Below are 23529 nucleotides of genomic sequence, written 5' to 3'. Positions count from 1 at the left end.
AGGAATGGCTAGCGTTGGCGCGTTTTTAATAGCGTAACATTGTTCCCTTCGATCTTCGCTTCAAAGCAATCTTCAAGTTCAGATGAATCCGGTGCTGAGCTAACAAGGCTCGTTGGTAGTTCTTCTATCAGGGTCGATACTGGGTTGTCGTGATAATAAGCATATCGGTTTTTTCCTGAATGCTTGGCAACATACATCGCTTTATCAGCACATCTCGTCAGCTCATGTAATTCTTGGGCATCTTGCGGATACAAAGCAACCCCAACACTTAACGTCAATTCCTTGATTCTCTCGTTTGTTTGGCAGCCGCTTTCGAACAGCCCGCAGATCCTATCTAGAATGCCGTCTAGATCTTTACGAGTTGGCACATCGTAGAGCATCAGAACAAACTCGTCTCCAGCAAAGCGCGCGATGGAATAATCGTATTCATGGCTTTTTCTGTCTCTGGTTCGAATGTTGTTGCTCAAGCGATTGGCAAAATGCTGTAAGACACTGTCTCCCACATCGTGCCCGTAGCTGTCGTTAATGCCTTTAAAGTCATCTATATCCAAAAAGACCAATGCCGTAAGTGATCGCTCACTATCCACGGTGGCTAGTTTTTCTGTCGCCCAGCGTTCAAAGCTCCAACGGTTTGCCAAGCCGGTTAACTGATCTCTGTAAGCGAGATCTTCAATGCCTTCTTTATACAGGCGTTGAATATAACTGACGGCTTTTGTGTAGTAATAGGCGGATGTGTGGCACACCAAGCTCATGGTAAATAAGCTAAGGAAAAATCTGTGTGTGCTGTTAAATGGTAAAGAAAAATTGTTGGGCATTGCTGTAATCAAGGTGCTGATGAACAGGCAAAACGAGGTGCTGAAGATTATGCCAATTCTGAAATCATTAATGAAAATGACCGCGGCCAGAATTGGGTAGAGCCAGAGGATGCGATCTGGGATGGCGTGACTGTACAAGAATAGGATGACGCCCTGAACTAGAAGAACACCACTCAGAATCAATTCGGAATACTCAGGATTGATGACTTTTCTTACATATAAAGCGTTAGAAATGGCAATGATGGCGAAGCACAATTCGAATATTGACAGCGTGTAATGCTCGCCTTCGAAGTAAGCCCAAGTATAGAAAATGAATAACGCAGCGGCAGTCAGTGAAAAGGAGTGGACAATTTTTTGCTTGCGGGTGGATCGTATGTCCGCCATTTCTTCTAGGTGCCTGCCGACGAGCCTTTTCATGTGATCTGTGCCAAAGTTTTTGATAATGGTGTTAATAGTAGATTAAATAACAAGCTATGCAGAGGCTTAGATGTCTATTTAGTGTGACTACTATCAAGGTTTCATATGAAAGGCTGTTCAATCAATTCCAAATAGTGATGTATATCACCGATGGTGCTGGTCATCTCTAGAAGATTAGATTTAAGCATCAAACTTGTAACCGTTGTTTGATGTTTATCTACTTGCTTTCCAGAGAGTTACTCCACATAGTTTGTAAACGACCAAAATTAAGAAAGGCTCATTATGTTAATTACCTTTAGTTGTAAAGCTCATGCTAGTGTCACGATGTTTGGTGAAGTCGGCCTCCAGTTCATCAAGATGCTTGGGCATAGCGGCTCCATCCCAGGTGCTATGGATGCTTCAGAGGTTCCTCAAGCTCTGGATAATCTACGTGCTGCTATTGCAGCAGAGCAGAGCAAGTCCGTAGAGCATGAAAATACTGATGACGACAATGAAGAAGAGGTGGTTGAAGCGCCTGTTAATATCGGTAGTCGAGCGTTCCCACTGGTTGAATTATTAAAAGCTGCCATCAAAGATGAATGTGAAGTAATGTGGGAAGACGGTAGCGGCAAGCGACTGTAGTACGATTCACGCGAAACGTAACAAGCCTATTGAATCTATTTTAATCAGAATGAATGCTGAACCAGTATCGGACACACCATGACCATGGAGTTTTATGGTGATGAACCGATACTGGTGTTTTTTTAGTGAAGTAATCCACTCGTTTCTGTTTATTTACAAGGTTCGTCAGCCCTGAAATGAGTGACTTTTGTTATCGTAATATCAATCCATAACAGACCGTAAACAAAGTGATGCTGTTCACGCTTTCTTGACTCCCAATTCTGAACTAAGAATTTTTCCTAGTTATTCTAAGACCCTCTCTCATGCGGTCGATTTTTAGACTCCTTATTATTTCACGGTCAACTAACAAACAATGTATGGCCGCAATTATGCCGTGCAGACCTCACAAAAAATAAGAGAGTTCACAATGTTAAAGTTCCTAGATCAGGTTCGAAAACCGACGCTGGATCTTCCGGTCGAAACTAGAAGAAAAATGTGGTTTAAACCATTCCTACAATCTTACCTCGTCGTGTTCATTGGTTATCTAACCATGTATTTGATCCGTAAGAACTTCAATGTCGCGCAAAACGACATGATTTCTACTTATGGATTATCGATGACGGATCTAGGTCTTATCGGTCTGGGTTTCTCTATCACTTACGGTATCGGTAAAACCGTCGTTTCCTATTATGCCGATGGTAAAAACACCAAGCAGTTCCTGCCATTCATGCTTGTCCTTTCTGGTATCGCTATGTTGGGCTTCAGCTTCAGTATGGGCGGTGGCAGTGCTAGCTTATTCTTGATGGTTGCCTTCTATGCGTTGAGTGGTTTCTTCCAAAGTACCGGCGGTCCTTCAAGCTACTCGACCATCACTAAATGGACGCCTCGTAACAAGCGTGGTTCTTATTTAGGCCTTTGGAATATGTCGCACAACGTGGGTGGCGCAGGTGCCGCTGGTGTTGCTCTGTTTGGAGCTAACTACCTATTTGATGGCAACGTGATCGGTATGTTCGTGTTCCCATCAATCATTGCGATTGTGGTTGGCTTTATTGGTATGCGCTTTGGTAATGACTCTCCAGAAGCCTATGGTCTAGGTACGGTTGAAGAGTTGTTTGATGAAGAAGTCAGCGAAGAAGATACGGCTGCTGAAGAAAATCAAATGACTAAGAAAGAGATCTTTGTTGAATACATCCTGAAAAACAAAGTGATCTGGTTGCTCTGCTTCGCGAATATCTTCTTATACATTGTTCGTATCGGTATCGATCAATGGTCTACCGTTTATGCGTATCAAGAGCTAGGTCTATCAAAAGAAACCGCGATTTCAGGCTTCACTCTGTTTGAGGTTGGTGCACTGGTCGGTACGTTAATGTGGGGTTATCTGTCAGACCTTGCGAACGGACGCCGTGCTTTGGTTGCTTGTGTATCGCTTGGCCTGATTATCGTTTCGCTAGAGTTCTACCAGCATGCAACCAGTGAGTTCATGTACCTAGCATCACTGTTTGTGCTTGGTTTCCTAGTATTTGGTCCTCAGTTGCTGATTGGTGTTGCTGCAGTAGGTTTCGTGCCTAAGAAAGCAATCAGCGTTGCGGATGGCGTGAAAGGTACATTTGCTTACTTAATTGGTGACAGCTTTGCCAAACTTGGCCTAGGTATGATTGCAGACGGCACACCTATTTTTGGCTTAACGGGTTGGAAAGGCACGTTCGCAGCGCTTGATACGTCAGCTGCCATTTGTATCGTGTTACTGCTATTCGTTGCGGTTGCGGAAGAGAAGAAGATTCGCCACGCTAAGAAAATACACTTAGCGTCTCAAAACGCGTAGCGAGTCTCACGTGCTTTATTGGTTTAAAGCACGTGAGATCATACCAATCGTTAGTTCGATTCAGTATCATCTCTATTAATAAACTTAATTTTAGATAGCTCCTGTTGGGGCTATTTTTCTTTCTTACTCTTAATTTTGGTTAATATCATGATTAATGTTGCGCTTGTTGATGACCACGTCATTGTTCGATCTGGCTTTGCTCAATTACTCAGTCTTGAAGCTGATATTACGGTCGTGGGGGAATTCAACTCTGCGGCAGAAGCGCGCCTAGGATTGCCAAGTTGTCACCCTGATGTCGTGATCTTAGATATCTCAATGCAAGACGAAAGTGGCCTGAGCTTATTGGAAGAGATTCCATCAGGCATTGCCAGTATCATGCTGAGCGTACATGACTCTCCGGCGATGGTTGAGAAGTCATTAGAGTTAGGAGCCAAAGGTTATCTCAGCAAGCGCTGTAGCCCTGATGAGTTAATCCAAGCCGTACACACGAGCGCAAATGGTGGCTGTTATCTCACGCCCGATATCGCCATAAAGCTTGCGACGCCCATGAAGAATAAAGCCTCTTTAAATCAGCTCACCCGCAGAGAAAGCGAAGTGTGTCAGTTATTGGCGACAGGGCTCGATGTAAAATCTATCGCCGTAGAGCTAGGGGTTAGCCATAAAACGGTGCATGTACACCGTGCCAATGCGATGGACAAACTCAATGTTAAGAATAACGTCGAGTTAGCGAAACTGTTTACACAAGACCAGTACTAATGCGTTCTTACCTAGCCACCTCCCTGTGTGGGTTTTTTATGGCTGGTTGTGCATGGTTCTGTTTATGGGTTATTGCCTTCTATTTCATTAATAACCCTGAGTTAGCGATTCTGCTTTTCCCGTTTTCACTTCGACTGGGAATGACGCTGCACACTCGCACCCACTATTGGCCTGCCATCTATATTGCAGAGTGGGGGCTCGCGATTGCTTTAGCTCTACTGCTTGATGAACCTCAATGGCTGACGATACTCATCGCCAGTGGATTGAGTATTCCTGCTACGCTAATTGCCAAGCGTTATTATTCTGGTGACCAGAATCGTCACTTGTTAGTGATGGGGAGCTTAATCATGGTCACAGCATTCATTAACGTTGCCGTGGTGGGTTCTCATGTTCCGGCTGTTTACATGGTGTGGTTGGTGAGTATCACTGGCGGATTGATGCTGGTACCGATGTGTTATCTGGTCTGGAACTACCTATTCCAAAACAAGTGGGCGCCACTGAGCTCTTACTTAATCAATAATGTCGTTGAGTTCAAAATCCGTCACATCGCTTTATATAGTGTCTTGTTGGTCGCCAGTATTTTGATACAAACCAGTTTGCCTGATGAACTAAGGCGCTTCGCCCCGTTCTGTATGGCGATCCCTATTATCTTGCTCGCGGTTCGTTACGGGTGGCAAGGCGCTCTGCTTGCAACAATGTTAAATAGTGTCGCGTTGATTGCAGCCCACAGCGGAACATCCAAACTCGAAATTACCGACTTGCTCTTGTCTCTGTCTGCTCAAACCATCACCGGTATATTACTTGGTTTAGCGGTTCAAAAGCAGAAAGATCTCAACTCGAAATTACGCAGTGAGCTTTCCAGAAATCAAAACCTTTCACGTCAGTTAGTTACCGCTGAAGAGTCTGTTCGTCGTGATATTGCGCGTGAACTGCATGATGAAATCGGCCAAAACATCACGGCAATTCGTACTCAGGCAAGCATTATTAAACGTGTCGACGCGGCTGAGATGAGCGTTCGCTGTGCGGGTACCATTGAATCATTATCTTTGAATGTTTATGACACCACCAAACGTCTACTTACAAAATTAAGACCTAAGATGCTGGACGATCTGGACCTAAAAGATTCCGTGGAACAGCTTATTCGAGAGATGGAGTTTTCGGATCACGGCGTTGATATTCAGTTAAATTGGCAAGGTGATTACTCGTGTTTGAGTGACACGCTTAAGGTCACTATCTTCAGGCTGTGCCAAGAATCTCTAAACAATGCCTCTAAATACGCCAACGCGAGCGAAATCAGAATTGAACTGCTTTTAGGTGACCAGGCTTATCTTCAGATATCAGATAATGGCATTGGTTTTACAGCGCAAGATCTTCTCAAAGGAATGGGTGTTCGCGGTATGCAAGAGCGTGTTCAGGCGCTCGGCGGCAAGATGACAATCAACGCTAATGGCTCATCTTCGGGTACCAATATCAGCGTTACATTACCTAAAGTGTGAGAACGAATATGTTTGGATTTCTGCGCTCAACAACGTCAGAGAGTGATGCTCTAACTGATGATGAGGTCAATCAGAGTTATCGCTATTGGCGCCTTCACATCATGATAGGAATGTATGTCGGCTATGCGGGTTTTTACTTCACTCGTAAAACCTTTAATTACGCCGCGCCTGCAATGATCACCGATCTAGGTTTGGACAAAGGCGATATCGGCTTAATTGGCACGCTCTTTTATCTTTCTTATGGCTTATCGAAATTTATATCAGGCACGATATCGGATCGGTCGAACCCGCGTTACTTCATGGGGCTCGGCCTAATCGCGACAGGTTTGATCAATATCGCGTTTGGTTTTTCGAGTTCGTTAGCGGCTTTTATCTCGCTTTGGGTACTTAATGCATGGTTCCAAGGTTGGGGCTGGCCATCGTGTTCTAAGTTATTGACGACCTGGTATTCTCGCTCCGAAAGAGGCTTTCGCTGGGCTACATGGAATACAGCACACAACGTTGGTGGGGCGCTAATTCCTATTCTCGTGGGTTATCTAACGCTGCAATTCAGTTGGCGAGCTGGGTTTATCTGGCCGGGTGTGATTGGTGTTTTTATCGGTCTTATCGTTTGCTGGCGCTTACGTGACAAGCCCACCACTATGGGACTCCCGACGGTAGGGAAGTGGCGCAGTGACCATCTAGAGTTGGCGCAAGAGAATCATGGACAAGGGTTAAGCTATCGAGAAATATTGAAAACCTATGTGTTCAGCAATAAGTACATTTGGTTGCTCGCCTTTAGCTATGTGCTGGTTTACATCGTAAGAACGGCGGTCAACGACTGGGGTAACTTATACCTAACCGAAGAACACAATTACAGTTTGATAAACGCCAACGCTGCCTTGTCTCTGTTTGAGATTGGCGGTTTCGTTGGTTCACTTGTTGCTGGGTGGGGATCGGATAGGCTGTTTGGTGGCAACCGCGGTCCAATGAACATCTTGTTTGCCATCGGCATATTTCTTTCAGTTTCTGCATTGTGGTTGATGCCTTTAACCAATTTTGTGTTTCAAGCGGCTGGGCTTTTTTGTGTCGGCTTTTTTGTTTTTGGCCCTCAAATGCTTATTGGCATGGCGGCGGCTGAATGTTCACATAAAGACTCTGCCGGGGCAGCGACAGGTTTTGTTGGCTTGTTTGCTTATATGGGAGCAGCACTTTCTGGTTACCCATTAGCGCTGGTTCTAGAAACTTACGGTTGGAGTGGGTTCTTCATTACCATCTCTACTTGTGCGGCCGTTATTGGCTTGCTGTTACTGCCTTTCTTGCAAGCTCAATCACCTCAGAAAAGTGCAGAGGTTCGCTCTGGCTTTTAAGAATCCTTCTCGATAATAAGATAGTCGCTGGTGTTTGTATCGCTGCTGTAACCAGTGCGATACAAGCCGCTATCTTATTTTCGGCGCTTTCTAAACGTGATATTCAAATGTGACTCTTTTCACGCTTTTCATCATTCTCACCTGTTTCTAAGAATTTTTCCTATTGCGTCTAAGACCTCATCTCATGTGGGTTCTAGCCGAGCTCTGTAGTCTTTCTAATTATTTACGTTATTAGAAATCAGCTCTCTGAATTGTGTTCAAAGGGCTCATTACGGAAAGCGCCATGTCACTCAGCCATTTCTCAGAACACTCATTTTTCCCAATGGAAAACACCATCCAAAATTATGCATGGGGAAGCATTTCTTCGATACGAGAGCTGTTTGGCTTCAAAAATGAGTCACAAGAGCCGCAAGCGGAAGTTTGGATGGGAGCGCATCCAAAAGGTTGCTCAATGGTCAAGTTGGACCAGCATTTGGTGCCTCTATCTGAATTGATTAACAAGAATAAACCCGCTTATCTATCAAGCGATATTGCGCAGGAGTTCGGTGAGCTACCGTTCTTGTTTAAGATCTTGGCAGCAGAAAAGGCGTTGTCTGTTCAGGTCCATCCAAACAAGCGCCAAGCTGAAATTGGCTTTGCGAGAGAGGAACAGGCAAGCATTCCTCTGACCGCAGGACACCGTAATTACAAAGACTCTAACCACAAACCTGAATTGGTTTACGCGATCACTGAATACCAAGCGATGAATGGCTTTCGAGAATTCGATGAAATATTAGGTCTGTTCAGAACGTTGGATTCGAGCGAGCTGGCTGGTTTGGTTGAAGAGTTTGGCAACCACCTTGATTCTCTAGGTTTAGAGGCATTTTTCCGTGATTTATTAACGTTGAATGACCAACGTAAACACCGTGCATTAGAGCAACTTCTGACTTATGCAGCATCTCATCAAGACCAAGCTGAGTTTTCTTTGGTTACTGAGCTTAGCCAGCAATACCCGAACGATATCGGTCTGTTTTGTGTTCTTCTGCTTAACTTGATCACACTGAAGCCAGGTGAAGCTATGTATTTGAATGCGAACACTCCGCATGCTTACATTAAGGGAACCGGGCTTGAGATTATGGCAAATTCAGACAACGTGCTCCGAGCCGGTTTAACGCCAAAACACATTGATGTCGCTGAGTTAGTCGCCTGCACAAAATTCACGCCAATTCCGTTCGAACGCTTGTTGTTAGCACCTTCAAAGTTAGGTCAATGTGATCGCTATGATATCCCAGTTAGTGACTTTGATTTCAATATTTTTCATCGCCCAAAGCAAGAAGAAGTCATCACAAGCGGTGCTGAAATTTTAATGGCGATAGATGATGATTTAACGTTAATGAGTCAGAAAGGTGAACACCTAACACTCACCAAAGGGCAATCGGTATTTATCCCAGCTTATATTGGTCATTATGTACTGAGCAGTAATGGGCGAGTGGCTAGGGCGTTTAATTAGAGATGGTGTTTGTGGTATAGATTGAGCTCCATCCCCACAAAATCATCATCTCCTTCATCAACAACGTGATAGCCAAGCGATTGATAAAAGTTAATAGCACGAGCATTACTTTTAAAACTCGATAGAGTGACTTGACTAAGTTGCTCTGCCATAGCTTTTTTATGTATGAGAGTCATGACTTGCTTGCCAAGCGAACGACCTTGGTACTGGGGGGAAATGATCAGCAAATGAATATGGTATGCGTTGTCATAAGGTTTAAAGCAGGCGAGCCCCACTCTTTTATTTTCGCGATATACCCAATGAAACCAAGATGGATGGTATTCGTTTAAAAGTCGTTGACGTTGAAAGTCGTCATCCCAGCCGAAAACGCTATCTACGTGTATGAAGATACCTTGTTTAACACACGCAAACAGTTCATCGAATTCAGAATTTGAAGCGAGTTGGAGTTGTATGTTCTCTTCTTTCATTGCCACTTTTACCGCTTCCTTATCAAACGCCTTTGAATAAGCAAACAGTAACATAATTGAAGAAGCCGAATTAGCTTAGATTTGCGAAGTGATGAAACCAAAAAGCCATGCGTGATGCATGGCTAAGAATAAAGTCTTGGATTGATTTTTCTATACGATCTTAAGCGCGTGATGGCGCGTGAGCTGTTTGTGTAGCGAGTCTTTGAGCTCCATGCGTTCTACTTTGAGGTTGTGCATGCTGTCGTCATCGATAGGGCTGCCAGAGATTTCTAGCTGACGGATGTCGTAGTCGAGTTGGTGGTATTTCTGCATGTCTGCTTTGAATTTTTCGTCGTCGTGGTTGAGCTGAACAATGTCTAATTTAAGATCTGGGAAATCTAAGATAAAGGCATGGTTTTCATTGAGCATTGGCACTTCCTCTCTAGTCGAATTATTAACAGTATAGAAGTAATTTTTCGAAAGAAATGTGGTTCAAAACACAAAGCCGTAAAGCGATCAAAAAAGGGCGTAAACTCGTAGGATTATCCTCGAACTTGCGCCCTTTTGTATGTATATAGCTAACTATTTATAGCTAACTATTTATAGTTATATGTTTAGAACTATAAGAGTTTAAAGCAGAAAGTTTACTTTGCTTTCTTACCAGAGCGTTGCTGCTCTTTGTGTGCAAGCTTCTCTTTTTTGCGTTGCTCGATAAGGTGAGCAGCTTCGCCGCCTACGTGGGTTTCGCCACGAGCATTCGACAGTTGAACTTGCTTTTCACGTTCACGGAAACGGGCTTTCTGCTCGTCGCTGTGCTTATCAATACACTTAGGGCAGCTTACGCCTTTCTCGAAGTGTTTAGAGGCTTTGTCTTCGTCAGTGATTGGCAGGCGACACGCGTTACACACATCGTAACCGCTCTTTTCTAGCTGGTGGTTTACTGCAACTCGACCATCAAATACGTAGCAGTCGCCTTCCCACATACTCTCTTCTTCAGGTACCTCTTCTAGGTACTTAAGAATGCCGCCTTCAAGGTGATAAACCTCATCAAAGCCTTGCTCTTTCATGTAGGCTGTTGATTTTTCGCAACGAATACCGCCAGTACAGAACATCGCAACTTTCTTGTGCTTCTTAGGATCAAGGTTGTCTTCAACGTATTGAGGGAATTCACGGAAGGTTTCTGTGTTTGGGTTTACAGCATTTTTGAATGTACCAATATCGACTTCGTAGTCGTTGCGAGTATCAACCAGAATTACATCAGGATCAGAAATCAGAGCGTTCCATTCGTTTGGTTTCACGTAAGTGCCGACAACGTGGCGTGGGTCGATACCCTCAATGCCCATGGTTACGATCTCTTTCTTAAGCTTAACCTTGGTGCGGTTGAATGGTTGTTCTTCGTTGAACGACTCTTTGTAAACAACATCAGCCAAACGAGAATCTTGTTTGAACCATTGAAGAAGAGCGTCGATAGATTCGCGCTTACCTGCAACGGTGCCGTTGATACCTTCACTCGCAAGTAGCAAAGTACCGCGGATTTGGTTGGCTTCTAACACGTCAGTGAGTGGCTGGCGAATTTCTTGGTAATCATCAAGTGCTACGAATTTATACAGAGCACATACAACATATTGAGACATGGTTTTTCCTTTCTGCGAGCTGGAACGTAAATCCAGAGCGGTTGCCTTTTATGATACATACTGAGTTTGATTTACTCAGGTTTGCCCATATTGGCTTATTAAAATCCGCCGCAGTATAACCAAGCCAAGGAAGGACAAAAACCAACCAAAAGTAGGGCTATTTAGCATTGTTATTAGTGTGGCTTTTGGACTAAGAAATGCAATGAAACCGTTTTATCTGGTTCGAATTACAACACGTATTCCCAAACCAAAAAGGCCCTGCTGTAAAAATACATCAGGGCCTTGGTATTGAATCTGTCTGACTTAATCAGCGATTACGCTTGGTTAAGTACTTCCGCTAAGCGTTTCACCGCTTCTGTTAATTCTTCTGGGTTGGCGTTAGTGAAGTTTAAGCGCAGTGCGGCTTTTGCTTCATCGGCCTTTGGATAAAATACTGGGCTTGGTACAACCGCCACACCATTCGATAGCAAGGTTTTCGCCAGTTCGAAGGTATCGCACTCTGGGATTTCTACCCAAATGAACATCCCGCCATCTACGGCTTTTAACACGCAATCTGCAGGCAGTTGTTTCTCTAGCTCTGAGAACAGCACTTCATAACGAGACTTGTACAGGGTGCGAATGTTCTCCATGTGTACGCCAAAGTCTTCATGTTTTAGAAGACCAACAAGCAGTGCTTGCATGGGTACACTTGAGTGTAAGTCAGCGCCTTGCTTCACTTTGATCAGTGGTTCAAGGTAGCTGCGTTTACCTGTTACCGCGCCAATGCGTAAGCCTGGCGATGCAATCTTAGAGAATGAACGAAGAACGATAGAGTTGTCAGGGCAGAACGAAGAAACCAATGGCAGTTCCGTACCTGTGAAACGTAGCTCACGGTATGGCGCATCTTCAATGAAGGCTACGTTGTACTTGATACACAGCTCAGCCACTTTTTGACGAGTTTCTGTTGCCCAGCACACACCTGTTGGGTTGTGGAAATCAGGCACGGCATAGAACATCTTCGGTGATTGCTGTGCAAAGCACGTTTCCAGTTCATCTAGGTTCGGGCCAAATTCAGTTTGAGACACGGTCGCAATGTTTGCTTGAACTAGGCCAAACACCTGCATCGCACCTAAGTAGCTTGGCGCTTCCATCACAACCACATCACCTGGGTCGACATACGCACGCGCAATCAAATCCAAACCTTGCTGAGAGCCAGTACAAATCATTGCCGTGTGTGATTCTGGCAATTGGTAGCTTTGTGTTAGGTGGTCAAGCAACGGGCCGTAACCGGCAGTAGAACCGTATTGGAAAACTTCAGGCATGTTCGCTAGGTTTTCTAGCGTTGGCTTCATTAAATCGATAGGGAATGTTTTCTCGTCCGGTAAACCACCGGCCAATGAGATGACATTTGGATCACTTGCGGCTGCGAGGATCTCCCGAATGTATGAAGATTGAATCTGTTGTAATGACTGTGCGATTTCCATGTGTTGTGTCTCGTCGTTTATCGTTTTTATTCTATCGCTTGATATTACACGGCAATTGTAAAAACTAGCGTGTCCGTTTATGCTCTTAAACATGTCCATTTATGCTATTTAAACGATGTCACGTCAACACATATCGCGAATCAATGATGTCCTGTTCCATATTCACCAAGACATCAGTCAGCCTTTGTCTGCCAAAGAGTTATCTGAGATAGCGGCCTATTCAGAACAGCACTTTCATCGCACCTTCAAAAGTGTGGTCGGGGAATCGTTGCATCAATACATCCGACGAACTCGAATGGAGTATGCAGCCAACCAATTGATGTTTGATACCAGTTCGTCTGTGGTTGAGATCGCCCATAAATGTGGCTTTAGCTCGGTGTCTTCGTTTAGTCGAGCATTTAAAGCGACCTTTAATATGTCTCCGGGCGAGTGGCGTAAACACGATTTACAAGTAGCAGAAAAACCCTATTTGAAAGATCCCGAAGTGGCGGCGGGCTATTTGAATGTGGCGCAGCGAGTATTGCCCGAACCCAAGATCGTTGAAGTGCCTGAACGCATGGCGGCCTATGTTCGACATACGGGTTATAACCGCTCTATTCGCAATGCGTGGTTGATATTGAAAGCGTGGGCGAATTCCGAACAGCGTGATTTTTCAAGTCAATTTGGTTTGCATCACTCAAACCCTGCTTGGGTTGAGATGGATCAGTGTCGTTATGTCGCGTGTATCGCGATTGATGAACCGATTAAGTATCGCAGTATCGTGAACCAGATGGTGATCCCAGGAGGCTTGCATGCGGTGTTTCGACTGAATGGCCGCTATGGTGAGCTGCTACCACAGATCAGTATGGTGTTAGAAAAGTGGCTACCCACATCTGGTTTCAAACAGCGCTCGACTCCTGCGTATGTGCATTATCATCAGAATCACTTCCTTAATAGTGATGAAATATTCGAGCTCGATTTCTACCTTCCCGTGAGCTTTTACTGAGCCTTTACTAGGTTAACCATTGAGTTGGCTCAGTAATTGGTTTTGTTGTGTTTTGTCGAGCGTGATTTTACTCATTTGTTGTGGCTAATTTGCTCGCTCAATGACAGAAAGGCCTCTTATGTTGATGGTGCGATAGGAGAGAAGCTTGTTGATAAACGACTCTAAGTAAATGATGACAACGTACGGATTAAACGATAGCATTTCGCTCTAATTGCAAATAATTCTTAATATCACTCGATAGAATATATGACCATTACCCATAAAGATTATCTGAAAATCGCCTTCCCCTTCATCATCTCTACGGTGACACAGCCTCTGCTTGGCGCTGTCGATACCGCTGTAATTGGGCAACTTGGCATTGCTGAATTGATTGGCGGCGTGGCGATCGGCACTATCATTATGAACACCATGTATTGGCTGTTTGGTTTTTTCCGTGTCAGCACCACGGGGCAAAGTGCGATGGCATTGGGTAGAGGAAATCGCTCTGAGTTAGCGGGCAGCTTGATGCGTCCATTTGTGTTGTCTGGTTTGGTAGGTTTAATCTTTATCTTGATACAACCGCTGATCTGGCAAGGTGCAATGTGGGTCATAGAGCCTGAAGCGAACGTGGCCGAGCACGCGCACATCTATTTTAGTGTTTTGATTTATGGCGCACCTTTTGTTCTGCTTAACTACACCATTATTGGTTGGTTGATGGGGCAGGCGAAAGCCAAAGAAGTCCTTTACACACAAGTGTTTGGTAACGTGTTGAACATTGTTTTAGATGCGGTGTTCGTGCTCTATTTCGATTTGGGTGTGGCTGGTGTAGCTTACGCAAGTTTGATTGCACAAATCACTACTTTTGCGATTGGTATGACGCTGGTGATGAAGACCAGCAACATCACGGTCTCTGAGTTCCTGCAAGGCTCGAAGATGACTAAGAAAGACCTGTCGACAATCATCTCTTCGAATACTGACTTACTGTTGCGTACAATTTGTATCTTGGTATTTTTCAATATGATGGCGCGTACTGGTTCTAAACTGGGTACTGATGTTCTGGCCGCTAACGCGATTCTGATGCAGGTGACCTTTATTGTTAGTTACATGTTTGATGGCATTGCTAACGCATCAAGTGTGTTTGCTGGCAAAGCTGTCGGCCAGAAAAATCCTTCAATGCTTGACCGTGTGTTAAGGCTCAACTTCCAGTGGACGGCAGGTTTCATTGCTGCGCTAACGCTACTGACCTTGGTATTTAAAGACAGCATTGTTTTCTTGTTTACCGATATTCCAACGCTTGTTGCTCTATACCAAGATATGGCTCCGTGGCTGATTGTGTTCCCGCTGGTGTCTGGCTTTGGCTTAACGGTTTACGGCATCTTTACCGGAACGGGTACCACGAGTCCGGTTAGAGACTCTAGCATCGCTACTTTGTTGGTTTTCTTAGCGGTACAGGCATTATCAATCGATATGTGGGGCAATCATGGTTTGTGGTTGGCGTTTACCTTGTTTTATCTTGGACGTATTGCCTTCTTGTATCCGTTCATCGCACAAGTTAAGCAGAAGTGCCTTCCAACAGAAGGTGCATCCGCGGCGTGTCATTAGGTTAGAAACACAATCGTTATTGCCAGTACTTTTGAAAGCGCCAGACAGCATTATGCTAAGGGCGCTTTTTTTATCTAATGACCTAGTAAAAATGGTCAATCAAACAGCCAATAAAATGCGATACGGTTCAATGTTCGCTTTTCATCATGTAGGCTTAATGATAGAGTTGTTATGTTATAACATCCATTTATGAGTATCTGCGTGAACGCCCCACTTCTGTCTGTTGACCAATTAACGATCAAAACCTCTTCGAGAACACTTTTTCAAGATATTCATTTCGATGTATATCGAGGTGAGCTGTTGGCGATCATGGGTCCATCAGGCATTGGTAAGTCGATGCTTTCACGCGCGATTGCGGGTTTTCTGCCAGAGACGGTTGAAGTTGAAGGCCATATTTCTCTTTCTGGCGATGCCGTGTGTGGCTTGCCTATGTTGCAAAGAACCGCAGCTCAGCGCCCCGCAGTTATCTTTCAAGATGCGCTTCAAGCATTAAATCCTCTGGTTTCCATTGAAGGTCAACTCAGTTTGGCATTGACGGGGACGCGCACTAAGCTTAAATCACAAGACAAGATCAAACTCACTGAATTGTTAATGCAGCTTGGATTTCCTAACCCTGAAACTATATTGCCGTTATATCCGAGCCAAATTTCGGGAGGGCAACGCCAACGGATTTGTATTGCGATTGGCTTGCTGAGTAACGCCGATCTCATCATCGCCGATGAACCAACCAGCGCGTTAGATCCGGTGACAGAGCAAGAGATACTTAAGCTGATTCGAGACAATGTTAAACAGCGACAAATCGGTGGTTTGTTGATTACTCATGACCTGCGCAGCGCATTAGCGTGTGACAAGTTGTTGGTCATCGATGATGGTGGAGTGGTGGCTTACGGCGCACCAAAACATGCGCTTGAATCAAGCTCTCACGCTTTCTGTTGTTCATTGAGAGACTTAATCGAATGAGCCCGACCTTACCACTAAATTCAGAAGTCTCGCCGTTAATGCCAGTGATAGATTCAGAAACACAAACACCGATCGAGATTAAGTTCGAGAATGTCGGAGTTCATTATTACTCAGTGCCAAGTTGGCTGGGTGGTAAGGCGTTCAAAGCGCTACAGAACATAGACCTTAATGTTGAAGACAAAAGCTTAGCCATTGTTGGCCGTTCTGGTGCCGGAAAATCGACACTGATTGAGCTGTTCTTTGGCCTAAAATCACCGACTGTTGGCCGAATCAGCCTATTTGGCCATTCGCTGCCGATTCGCAATAGCAAAACGCAGGCAAGGGTGTGTCGCTTGATCCAGTTGGTACCACAAGAGCCTCATACCAGTCTCAACCCTTACTATACCGTTCGACAGATCTTAGCCGAACCGCTAAGCAACTTAGACGTTTCTGGTAATCATGAAAGCATTATTGAAGAGACGCTATTGGACGTGGGCTTACCTGCCACTTTGTTATCACTGAAACCGAATCAACTTTCTACAGGCCAAGCTCAACGTGTGGCTATCGCTCGGGCTCTTGTCGTTAGACCCGCAGTGTTGGTGGCCGATGAGCCGACTGCTAGCCTTGATCCTGTGAACCGTCAAAGGTTGCTGGATTTACTTAACTCACTGAAAAATAAGCGTGACATGCGAATCGTTTTGGTGACGCATGATCTCGGTGCGGCAAAGGCGCTTTGTGAAGAAATTCTGGTTCTTGACCATGGCGAGATGGTGGAGCATGGACCGACACCTCAAGTGATGAGCACACCTGCTCACCCTGCGACTCAGTTGCTGATCGAATCTCAGCCACTTTCGAAATCTACTTGTTAAACACAACCTTATTTATTGCGAAATACTGCTTATTAACGAAATACTGCTTATTAACACAACACTGCTTACAGAGAAAAATAACTATGCGTTTTAATTCAATCAAACTGGCTTGCGCGCTTGCGTTGGCTCTGCCTTTGACGGGCTGTTTTGACTCTCAACCAGAGTCGAGCGATGCGGCGGTCAAATCTGAAATTCGTGTTGCGATGATGCAGCCACCAAGAACGGGCCTATCGCCACTTTCTGATGATGCGTTCAAACTATCACGTTGGAGCACGGCTGAAACGTTAGTGAACTTGAGCCCAACCTCAGAAGCAGAACCTATGCTAGCAACGGATTGGAAACATCTTGATCCTCTGACTTGGCAGTTCACGATTCGCCAAGGCGTTAAATTCCATGATGGTTCGACATTAACGGCAAACTCTGTAGTGAACTCTCTACAAAAAGCGCTTGAAGCAGCACCTAAGCCGCGCATCCTAGATGGCGTAGAGCTAGAAGTGAAAGCGATGGACAACTACCGTGTAGAGATTAAAACCAGCTTTGATGACCCTCTTCTACCAAGCCGTTTATCAAGCCCTCAATTAGCGATCCTAGCAGCAAGTGCTTATCAAGAAGATGGTCGTGTTAGTCCAATTGGCGCAGGTACTGGCCCGTTTGAGCTGACTGAAATCAACGGCACAACCAGCGCGAAACTGAAACGTTTTGACGGCTACTGGGGCGAAAAAGCGCAAGTAGAATCTGTAATTGCAGAATACGTTCCTAATGGTTTTGCTCGTGCTGCAGCACTGAGAACCGGCACGGCTGACGTCGTTGAAGCGGTACCCGTTTCACAAATCGCGACCATTGATCCGAACCTACTTTACGAAGTGGCAATGCCTCGTACTAATACGCTTTACCTGAACAACAAGTCAGGCGTATTTAGCGATATTGAACTGCGTAAGGTAGCGGCAGCTGCAGTAGACCGTGAGCAGATCGTGAATACTGTTTATGAAAACCACGCGGATATCGCGCAAGGCCTATTAGGTCCTGCACTTGCTTGGGCTGAACCAATTCGACCTGAAGGTCAGGCAGTTGACAAAACGCTAAAAGCGAACGGCGAAAGCATTGTTATTGGTACCTTTACCGACCGTGCAGAGCTTCCAGAAGTGGCAGCGCTACTGAAGCAACAACTTGAAGCGGCTGGTTTCAAGGTTGAGCTGGATATTCGTGAATATGCTCAGATCGAGAACGATGCGCTATCTGGTAAGTTCGACGCGTTTATCCTTTCTCGTGCAACGGTTCTAGATTCGGGTGACCCAGTGGCTTACATGATGAGCGACTTTGGTTGTAAGGGTTCATTCAACCTTGGCCAGTTCTGTTCTCAAGAGGTAGATAAAGCACTGAATCACGCTGACCTACAACCGCTAGGTGCGCTGCGTCACCAAGCGATCATCGAAGCTGAACAAAAAATCCTTAACGATTTCGCGGCTATCCCGCTGCTTCACGAACGTGTGATTCAAGGTGAAAGTGAGCGTGTAAGCAATGTAGTTCGTGACCCAAGTGAACGTCGCTTGGTTGATCAAACGACACAAGTTAACCCGGCAACACAGGCTAACTAAATAAATGTTATCTGCTGAGACTCTGCGTCGAACTCTATTTATCTTGACGCCTTGGCTATCAAGAATCGCCTCACTGATTGTGGTGGTGATTCTTGTTGGTTTGATGCCTGACATTGCAGGCATCGATCCAAGCCAATCTATTCTGCGGGCTAGGGCGGGGCAACAACACCTGCTTACGCCTGAAGCTTTAGCGGCGGTACGTGCTGATCTTCAGCTTGACCGTTCGGCGAGCGAACGTCTGATCGAATGGATAGGAAGTGCCTTTTCGGGGGACCTAGGTAAATCTTGGATTGATGGTTCTTCGGTTGCATTAGGCATTCAAAAAACAGCGTCTACATCTCTGTTTTTAATGTCTAGTGCATTGGTGATGACTTTCGTACTGTGCGGTGCAGGTTTACTGGCTACCTTGCGAAGTTGGAAGAAGGGCAAACTAGGGCAGAGTTACAGCAGTTTAAGCACCGTATTAATATCGTTACCAGAGTATGTGGTGGCCTCGGTATTAATATTGGTGTTCTCTATCTGGTTAGGTTGGCTACCACCGTATGGTTGGCAAGGTTGGCAAGACATATGGCTACCGAGCTTAGCGCTTGCACTGCCTGCAAGTGGCTTGTTTAGTCGCCTACTCAGAGACAGTTTACAACGCGTTCTCAATGAACCTTGGGTGATCACTTGGCTCAGTGCCAACGTTCATTCCAATCAAATTATTCGCTTTGCGCTGAAAAGAGCGCTGAGCAGTCTGATCCCGCAAATCGCGATGATCGTGATTGGCTTAACTGGTGGCGCAGTCGCGGTTGAGCTTATCTTCTCGATCCCTGGTATCGGGCGCATGATTCTTGGTGCAGCCAAGGCGCAAGACTTACCAACGCTGCAAGGCGGCTTATTGGTGTTGCTGCTATTTTCAATTGCCGTGAGCAGCATGAGCTTGTTTGTTCAGCAATTGATTCTTGGCCACAGCCTGAAAAGCGGCAAGCTCATCAGTAGCCACTCTTCGTTTCGTTTTACCCAGAACCGCGCAAAGCGTGTCACTGCTTTTGCGATCTTCTCTTTCCTAATTGCTATCGTTGTATGGGCTGCATTCCGAGACCCATACACTAGCCAATTCGCACGCTTGGCATCACCGAGTTGGCAAGCACCTTTGGGCGCAGATGGCATTGGTCGAGACCTACTGGCGAGAATTGGTTCTGGTATGATTGCGACCTTCCAAGCCGGCATATTGGCAACGTTCTTGAGCTTGGTGACGGGCATCATCATGGGTTTCAACACCCGCTTTAGCCAAGGCCTTATCGAGATCACTAAGGGTATCCCATACATCATTGCAGGCTTGCTTGTTGCAGGTTTAACGGGGATGAATCCGAACAGCGCATTAATCGCGATTGTATTGGTGTCGTGGGCGCCGTTAGCCGCGCACTGCTCAAGCTTGATCGTAGAAGCCAAGGCGCAACCTTATACGCACCTCGCGCCACTATGGGGCACCAGTAAGCTTAGAATCTTCCGTTTCTACTTACTTCCGTATGTGTTGCCACCGTTGTTAAGACACGCGATGTTGAGGCTACCGGTTATCACTCTAAGTCTGACCTCGCTGAGCTTCATCGGATTAGGGGCAAAGCCACCAACACCTGAATGGGGTTTGATGATCGCAGAGAACCTTCCATACATTGAGCGCGCGCCATTAGCAGTCATGGGGCCAATTGTTGGGCTGATCTTGTTGGGTGCAGCCATTAACATGATGTTTGATGACTAACGTAAAGATCCGGTCGCTGAGGTTTCTAAATTGACGATCCGATTGGGTATTCGATTTAGCATTTATGTTGTAACCTTAGCCCTGCTTTTTAGAGACGCTTTTTGATCGGCTCGAAAGTTAAACAGGCCCTAGTTAAGTGTAAAGGATTCAACATGTATCTCGTTTTGTATTGCCACAATATTGGTATGACCGACTTTTCTTTCTTTGAGACGGAAGATTTCGACAAAGAAGATGGCTATATCGTGCGAGGAAAATGGCCGAATGAAAAAGCGTTTCGTGATTACTTAACCAAAGAGTTTGGTGACATGAACGAGTTACAAGTGATCGACTTAATCGCCAAAGGCGCAGAAGCAGAACACTACTCGCCAGAAGAGTTGGTGCGCTTAGCTCAGTAGCCGCTAGCTCAGCAATATCTAGCTCGGTAATACGTTTTAAATCGAATAAACAAATGGCAGCCTGATTGGGCTGCCATTTTTCGTTTTAAGCTAGAGCACGTTGCTCGCAGTATGAGTGGATCTACTGCGCCACTTCGTCCACCAAGTACAAGATTGATTGATACGGAATGCCACTGTGGTGTGATAAACCGATCTCACAGGTTCGGCTGTTACTAAAGCCACGAGTGCAGTTGCTCGGCACTTGTTCCTTGAGTGGGTGTACCGCCGCCTCATTCAGCTCTGGTGTAGTGAAGCCTTTGTCACCTGCCCAACCACAACATTGAATATGCTCTGGAACAATCACCTCTTCGGTACACGCTTTAGCAAGGTTTAACATCGCGCCTTCTAAGCCCATTCGACGAGAGCTACACGTGACATGCAGCATCACGGTTTCTTGTAGCGGCTCAAGCGTCAGATGTTCAAGCAAATATTGATTCACAAACCCTGTTGGCTCTAACACCTCTAATGGCTTGGTGAACTGTTCAATACTGCGTTTAGCACATGGGCTGGTATCCATCAATATTGGGTATTCACCCTGACGACTGGCTTGCCATAGCACTTCTTCCAACTGCTGAGCCTTCGACTGTGCTAAGTCGGTCATTCCTTTGCTGTCGTAAGGCATACCACAGCATTGGTCATCTAGCTTCTTCGGTAGAATTACCTCGAATCCTGCCTTGTTGAGCAAAGACATGGTCACTTCAGTAAGAGGACGTTGGTCGCCCGCATCACTTTGTTGCCCCATGGTTCGACTGGCACACGAAGGGAGGTAAACCACTTTCTTCGCGTTGTTCGATGTTTCGGCTGTCATTGGTGAAGCCGTGAGGGAGTGATTGTTGGATTGCGGCATCTCTGGCATCCAAATCGGTGTCGCGCCTTTGGTCACTGAGCGTAGGCCATTGGTAAGCTTGCCGACCGTGTTGGCGCCCAGAACCTTACTCGCCACTTGGTTGGTTTTGAGGCCAGCCTTGGTCAGCTTAGTGGTGGTCGAGAAATGATCCGCTGTCCACTTAGCGATTGGCGTAAATTTCTCGTACTTGGCAATACGAAGCTTTTTAATCAAATCACCGGTGTTGATTCCCACTGGACAACGTTCGGCACACAGGCCGGTTGCGGCGCAGGTATCAATGCCTTGGTATTCAAAGGTTTTCTCTAGTTCGCTTGCTTCTATCTCTTCACCCGCAGCTCGGCGGCGTTGTAACTCGCGGTACAGCACGATACGTTGGCGTGGCGATAGAGTTAAGGTACGAGACGGACAAACAGGCTCACAGAAGCCACACTCGATACAGCGGTCGACAAGGTCATCGGCAGCAGGCATTGGCTTCAAATTGGTGATGTGTGAATTCGGGTTGTCGTTGATGATAACGCCGGGGTTGAGCAGTCTTTCTGGATCAAACAGCGCTTTGATCTGTTGCATCAAGGCATAGCCGTCTTTGCCCCATTCCAATTCCACATAAGGCGCCATGTTACGACCAGTACCATGCTCTGCTTTTAGAGAACCTTGGTATTTCACCGCAACCAGCTCGGCAACATCGTCCATGAAACCGCCGTAGCGATCGATTTCTGTTTGACTGTCGAAGCCTTGAGTAAATACAAAGTGCAGGTTGCCTTCGAGGGCGTGACCAAAAATGATCGCTTCGCTGTAGTCGTATTTGTCGAACAGCTCTTGTAGCTCTCGAATACCGTTAGCGAGGTTTTCGACAGGGAAAGCCACGTCTTCGATGATAACGGTTGTGCCAACTTCACGAACGGCTCCAACTGCTGGGAACATGCCTTTTCGGATGCCCCACAGAGTCGCGACTGTCTTCGGATCGGACGTGAAAGGGACTGATTCAACAATTGTGTATTCAGTCAATGCATCCAAAATTGATTTACATTGTAAATCTAAGTCCTGCTGGGAGCTGGCGTGTGATTCAACCAAAATAGCCGCGGCTTCTAAATCCAAGCTAGGCATAAAGGCGGGCATACCCGGTTTATCAGCCACTGAACGCAGTGCTCTGCCATCCATCAATTCAACGGCAGCAACTGGTGTTTTTGATAGCGTAGTAACGGCTTTACTTGCTTGTTCGATGTCAGCAAACACCAACAGAGCCGAAGCTTTGTTCGGGTGTTCGATAACGGTGTTGTAGGTGATCTCTGCGATGAAGCCTAGCGTGCCTTCTGAGCCAATCATCAGGTGTTTGATGATCTCAATTGGATCGTGGTAATCGACCAAGGCATTCAGAGCGTAGCCAGTGGTGTTTTTGAGGCGGTACTTGTGGCGGATTCTGTCTGCAAGTTCTTGGTTTGACGCTGTCTGTTGATGTAATTCGACAATGCCTTCAAACAGGTCTTTATGTGATTGCTTGAATGCCTCAACACTTGCGTTGTCAGCCGTATCAAGCAGGGAGCCATCACTCAATACGATTTTCATGCTCTCAACGGTGCGATACGAGTTTTGCGCAGTACCACAACACATGCCGCTGGCGTTATTCGCCGCGATGCCACCGATTTTACAGGTATTGATTGAAGCTGGATCTGGGCCGATTTTACGTTGGAAAGGGGCGAGGTATTTGTTGGCATCAGCACCAATCACACCGGGCTGAAGAATGATCTGATTGCCGTTATCGACAATTTCATGACCACGCCAGTCGTCGGTAAGGGTGATGAGCACCGAGTCTGAAACCGCTTGTCCTGACAGGCTGGTGCCTGCGGCGCGGAAGGTAAAGTGAATGCCGAGTTCGCGACAGCTTTGAATGGTGAATATCACTTCGTCTAAGTTTTTAAGCCTTAGAACCATTTTCGGCACCAAGCGATAAAAACTCGCATCGGTGCCGTAGGCCAATCGCTTTGCCTCTTGCGTGACAATGCGTTCCGTTTCTATTTTTTGAGCCAGTATCGCTTCAAGCTGCTGATAAGCTTGTGCGTCTATTACTCGCTCATGGGATGTGTTTGTCTCCATCATTGCTTCCTTGTGCTTCTTATTTGGCACTGATCAGGGCGTGTTGAACTTTCGCGGTTAAATTTTGTTCGAGATAAAAGCGTTTTAATCGCGGCGAAGGGGAAGTAGCCTAGTCACTCTAAGCAAATCCCCCTCAACAAAGAGTAAAACGCTTTTTGCG

General features: G+C 45.9%; 19 protein-coding genes. 13 read left to right on the top strand and 6 right to left on the bottom strand.

Annotated elements, in window-relative coordinates; all coding sequences use genetic code 11:
• Positions 1 to 8 precede the first annotated feature (8 nt).
• Positions 9 to 1199 carry a GGDEF domain-containing protein gene (locus AB4351_RS15975; RefSeq protein ID WP_102321386.1) on the bottom strand — a complete coding sequence of 397 codons (1191 nt, stop codon included), beginning with the start codon at positions 1197 to 1199 and terminating at the stop codon, positions 9 to 11.
• Positions 1200 to 1514: 315 nt separating this feature from the next.
• On the opposite strand from AB4351_RS15975, the gene AB4351_RS15970 reads away from it, so the two are divergent.
• The 6 genes from AB4351_RS15970 to manA all read left to right on the top strand — a co-directional run bounded on the left by AB4351_RS15970 (position 1515) and on the right by manA (position 8744).
• Positions 1515 to 1853, top strand: coding sequence for a DUF1840 domain-containing protein (locus AB4351_RS15970; protein ID WP_017061543.1), 339 nt, complete (start codon positions 1515 to 1517; stop codon positions 1851 to 1853).
• Positions 1854 to 2259: 406 nt separating this feature from the next.
• Positions 2260 to 3654 carry a hexose-6-phosphate:phosphate antiporter gene (gene uhpT, locus AB4351_RS15965; RefSeq protein ID WP_017061544.1) on the top strand — a complete coding sequence of 465 codons (1395 nt, stop codon included), beginning with the start codon at positions 2260 to 2262 and terminating at the stop codon, positions 3652 to 3654.
• A 147-nt stretch (positions 3655 to 3801) separates the two neighbouring features.
• The gene (uhpA, locus tag AB4351_RS15960; protein ID WP_017061545.1) at positions 3802 to 4410 is read left to right on the top strand and encodes a transcriptional regulator UhpA; all 609 of its coding nucleotides are present in this window, start codon (positions 3802 to 3804) and stop codon (positions 4408 to 4410) included.
• Positions 4410 to 5906: a signal transduction histidine-protein kinase/phosphatase UhpB gene (uhpB, locus tag AB4351_RS15955; protein ID WP_372126543.1), complete on the top strand. Its 1497-nt coding sequence runs from the start codon at positions 4410 to 4412 to the stop codon at positions 5904 to 5906. The genes uhpA and uhpB overlap by 1 nt, the downstream gene beginning before the upstream one ends.
• Positions 5907 to 5914: 8 nt before the next feature.
• On the top strand, positions 5915 to 7255 hold the full coding sequence (locus AB4351_RS15950; protein WP_372126541.1) for an MFS transporter: 1341 nt from the start codon (positions 5915 to 5917) through the stop codon (positions 7253 to 7255).
• A gap of 283 nt (positions 7256 to 7538) precedes the next feature.
• Positions 7539 to 8744: a mannose-6-phosphate isomerase, class I gene (gene manA / locus AB4351_RS15945; protein ID WP_372126539.1), complete on the top strand. Its 1206-nt coding sequence runs from the start codon at positions 7539 to 7541 to the stop codon at positions 8742 to 8744.
• Here the strand turns inward: manA and AB4351_RS15940 are convergent.
• The 4 genes from AB4351_RS15940 to AB4351_RS15925 all read right to left on the bottom strand — a co-directional run bounded on the left by AB4351_RS15940 (position 8741) and on the right by AB4351_RS15925 (position 12287).
• Entirely contained in the window at positions 8741 to 9265 is a 525-nt protein-coding gene (locus AB4351_RS15940) for an N-acetyltransferase (protein ID WP_102321382.1), read from the bottom strand. The genes manA and AB4351_RS15940 overlap by 4 nt on opposite strands.
• 96 nt (positions 9266 to 9361) lie before the next feature.
• Positions 9362 to 9619 (bottom strand): YdcH family protein, encoded by a 258-nt coding sequence (locus tag AB4351_RS15935; RefSeq protein ID WP_009846137.1) that lies wholly within the window; start codon positions 9617 to 9619, stop codon positions 9362 to 9364.
• A 215-nt stretch (positions 9620 to 9834) separates the two neighbouring features.
• On the bottom strand, positions 9835 to 10824 hold the full coding sequence (locus tag AB4351_RS15930; RefSeq protein WP_017067892.1) for a rhodanese-related sulfurtransferase: 990 nt from the start codon (positions 10822 to 10824) through the stop codon (positions 9835 to 9837).
• A gap of 314 nt (positions 10825 to 11138) precedes the next feature.
• On the bottom strand, positions 11139 to 12287 hold the full coding sequence (locus tag AB4351_RS15925) for a PLP-dependent aminotransferase family protein (protein WP_017100901.1): 1149 nt from the start codon (positions 12285 to 12287) through the stop codon (positions 11139 to 11141).
• A gap of 115 nt (positions 12288 to 12402) precedes the next feature.
• On the opposite strand from AB4351_RS15925, the gene AB4351_RS15920 reads away from it, so the two are divergent.
• The 7 genes from AB4351_RS15920 to AB4351_RS15890 all read left to right on the top strand — a co-directional run bounded on the left by AB4351_RS15920 (position 12403) and on the right by AB4351_RS15890 (position 20392).
• Positions 12403 to 13272 carry a GyrI-like domain-containing protein gene (locus AB4351_RS15920; RefSeq protein WP_137002080.1) on the top strand — a complete coding sequence of 290 codons (870 nt, stop codon included), beginning with the start codon at positions 12403 to 12405 and terminating at the stop codon, positions 13270 to 13272.
• Positions 13273 to 13518: 246 nt separating this feature from the next.
• Complete coding sequence (locus AB4351_RS15915; RefSeq protein ID WP_372126537.1) at positions 13519 to 14853, top strand: MATE family efflux transporter; 1335 nt, start codon at positions 13519 to 13521, stop codon at positions 14851 to 14853.
• Positions 14854 to 15054: 201 nt separating this feature from the next.
• Entirely contained in the window at positions 15055 to 15813 is a 759-nt protein-coding gene (locus AB4351_RS15910; protein ID WP_372126535.1) for an ATP-binding cassette domain-containing protein, read from the top strand.
• Positions 15810 to 16661 carry an ABC transporter ATP-binding protein gene (locus AB4351_RS15905; protein WP_372126533.1) on the top strand — a complete coding sequence of 284 codons (852 nt, stop codon included), beginning with the start codon at positions 15810 to 15812 and terminating at the stop codon, positions 16659 to 16661. Before AB4351_RS15910 ends, AB4351_RS15905 begins: the two co-directional genes overlap by 4 nt.
• Before the next feature lie 83 nt (positions 16662 to 16744).
• Positions 16745 to 18256, top strand: a complete 1512-nt coding sequence (locus tag AB4351_RS15900) for an ABC transporter substrate-binding protein (RefSeq protein WP_372126531.1) — start codon at positions 16745 to 16747, stop codon at positions 18254 to 18256.
• A 4-nt stretch (positions 18257 to 18260) separates the two neighbouring features.
• On the top strand, positions 18261 to 19997 hold the full coding sequence (locus AB4351_RS15895) for an ABC transporter permease subunit (protein ID WP_372126529.1): 1737 nt from the start codon (positions 18261 to 18263) through the stop codon (positions 19995 to 19997).
• 152 nt (positions 19998 to 20149) lie between these two features.
• Positions 20150 to 20392 carry a hypothetical protein gene (locus AB4351_RS15890; protein WP_372126527.1) on the top strand — a complete coding sequence of 81 codons (243 nt, stop codon included), beginning with the start codon at positions 20150 to 20152 and terminating at the stop codon, positions 20390 to 20392.
• Between the two features lie 121 nt (positions 20393 to 20513).
• On the opposite strand, the gene AB4351_RS15885 is transcribed toward AB4351_RS15890, so the two are convergent.
• The gene (locus tag AB4351_RS15885; RefSeq protein WP_372126552.1) at positions 20514 to 23369 is read right to left on the bottom strand and encodes an FAD-binding and (Fe-S)-binding domain-containing protein; all 2856 of its coding nucleotides are present in this window, start codon (positions 23367 to 23369) and stop codon (positions 20514 to 20516) included.
• Positions 23370 to 23529 lie beyond the last annotated feature (160 nt).

Source organism: Vibrio sp. 10N.261.51.F11, assembly GCF_041471665.1.
GTDB classification, from domain to species: domain Bacteria; phylum Pseudomonadota; class Gammaproteobacteria; order Enterobacterales; family Vibrionaceae; genus Vibrio; species Vibrio crassostreae_C.
The sequence above is the reverse complement of the archived record's forward strand: the minus strand, read 5'-3'. Positions and strand labels throughout refer to the sequence as shown.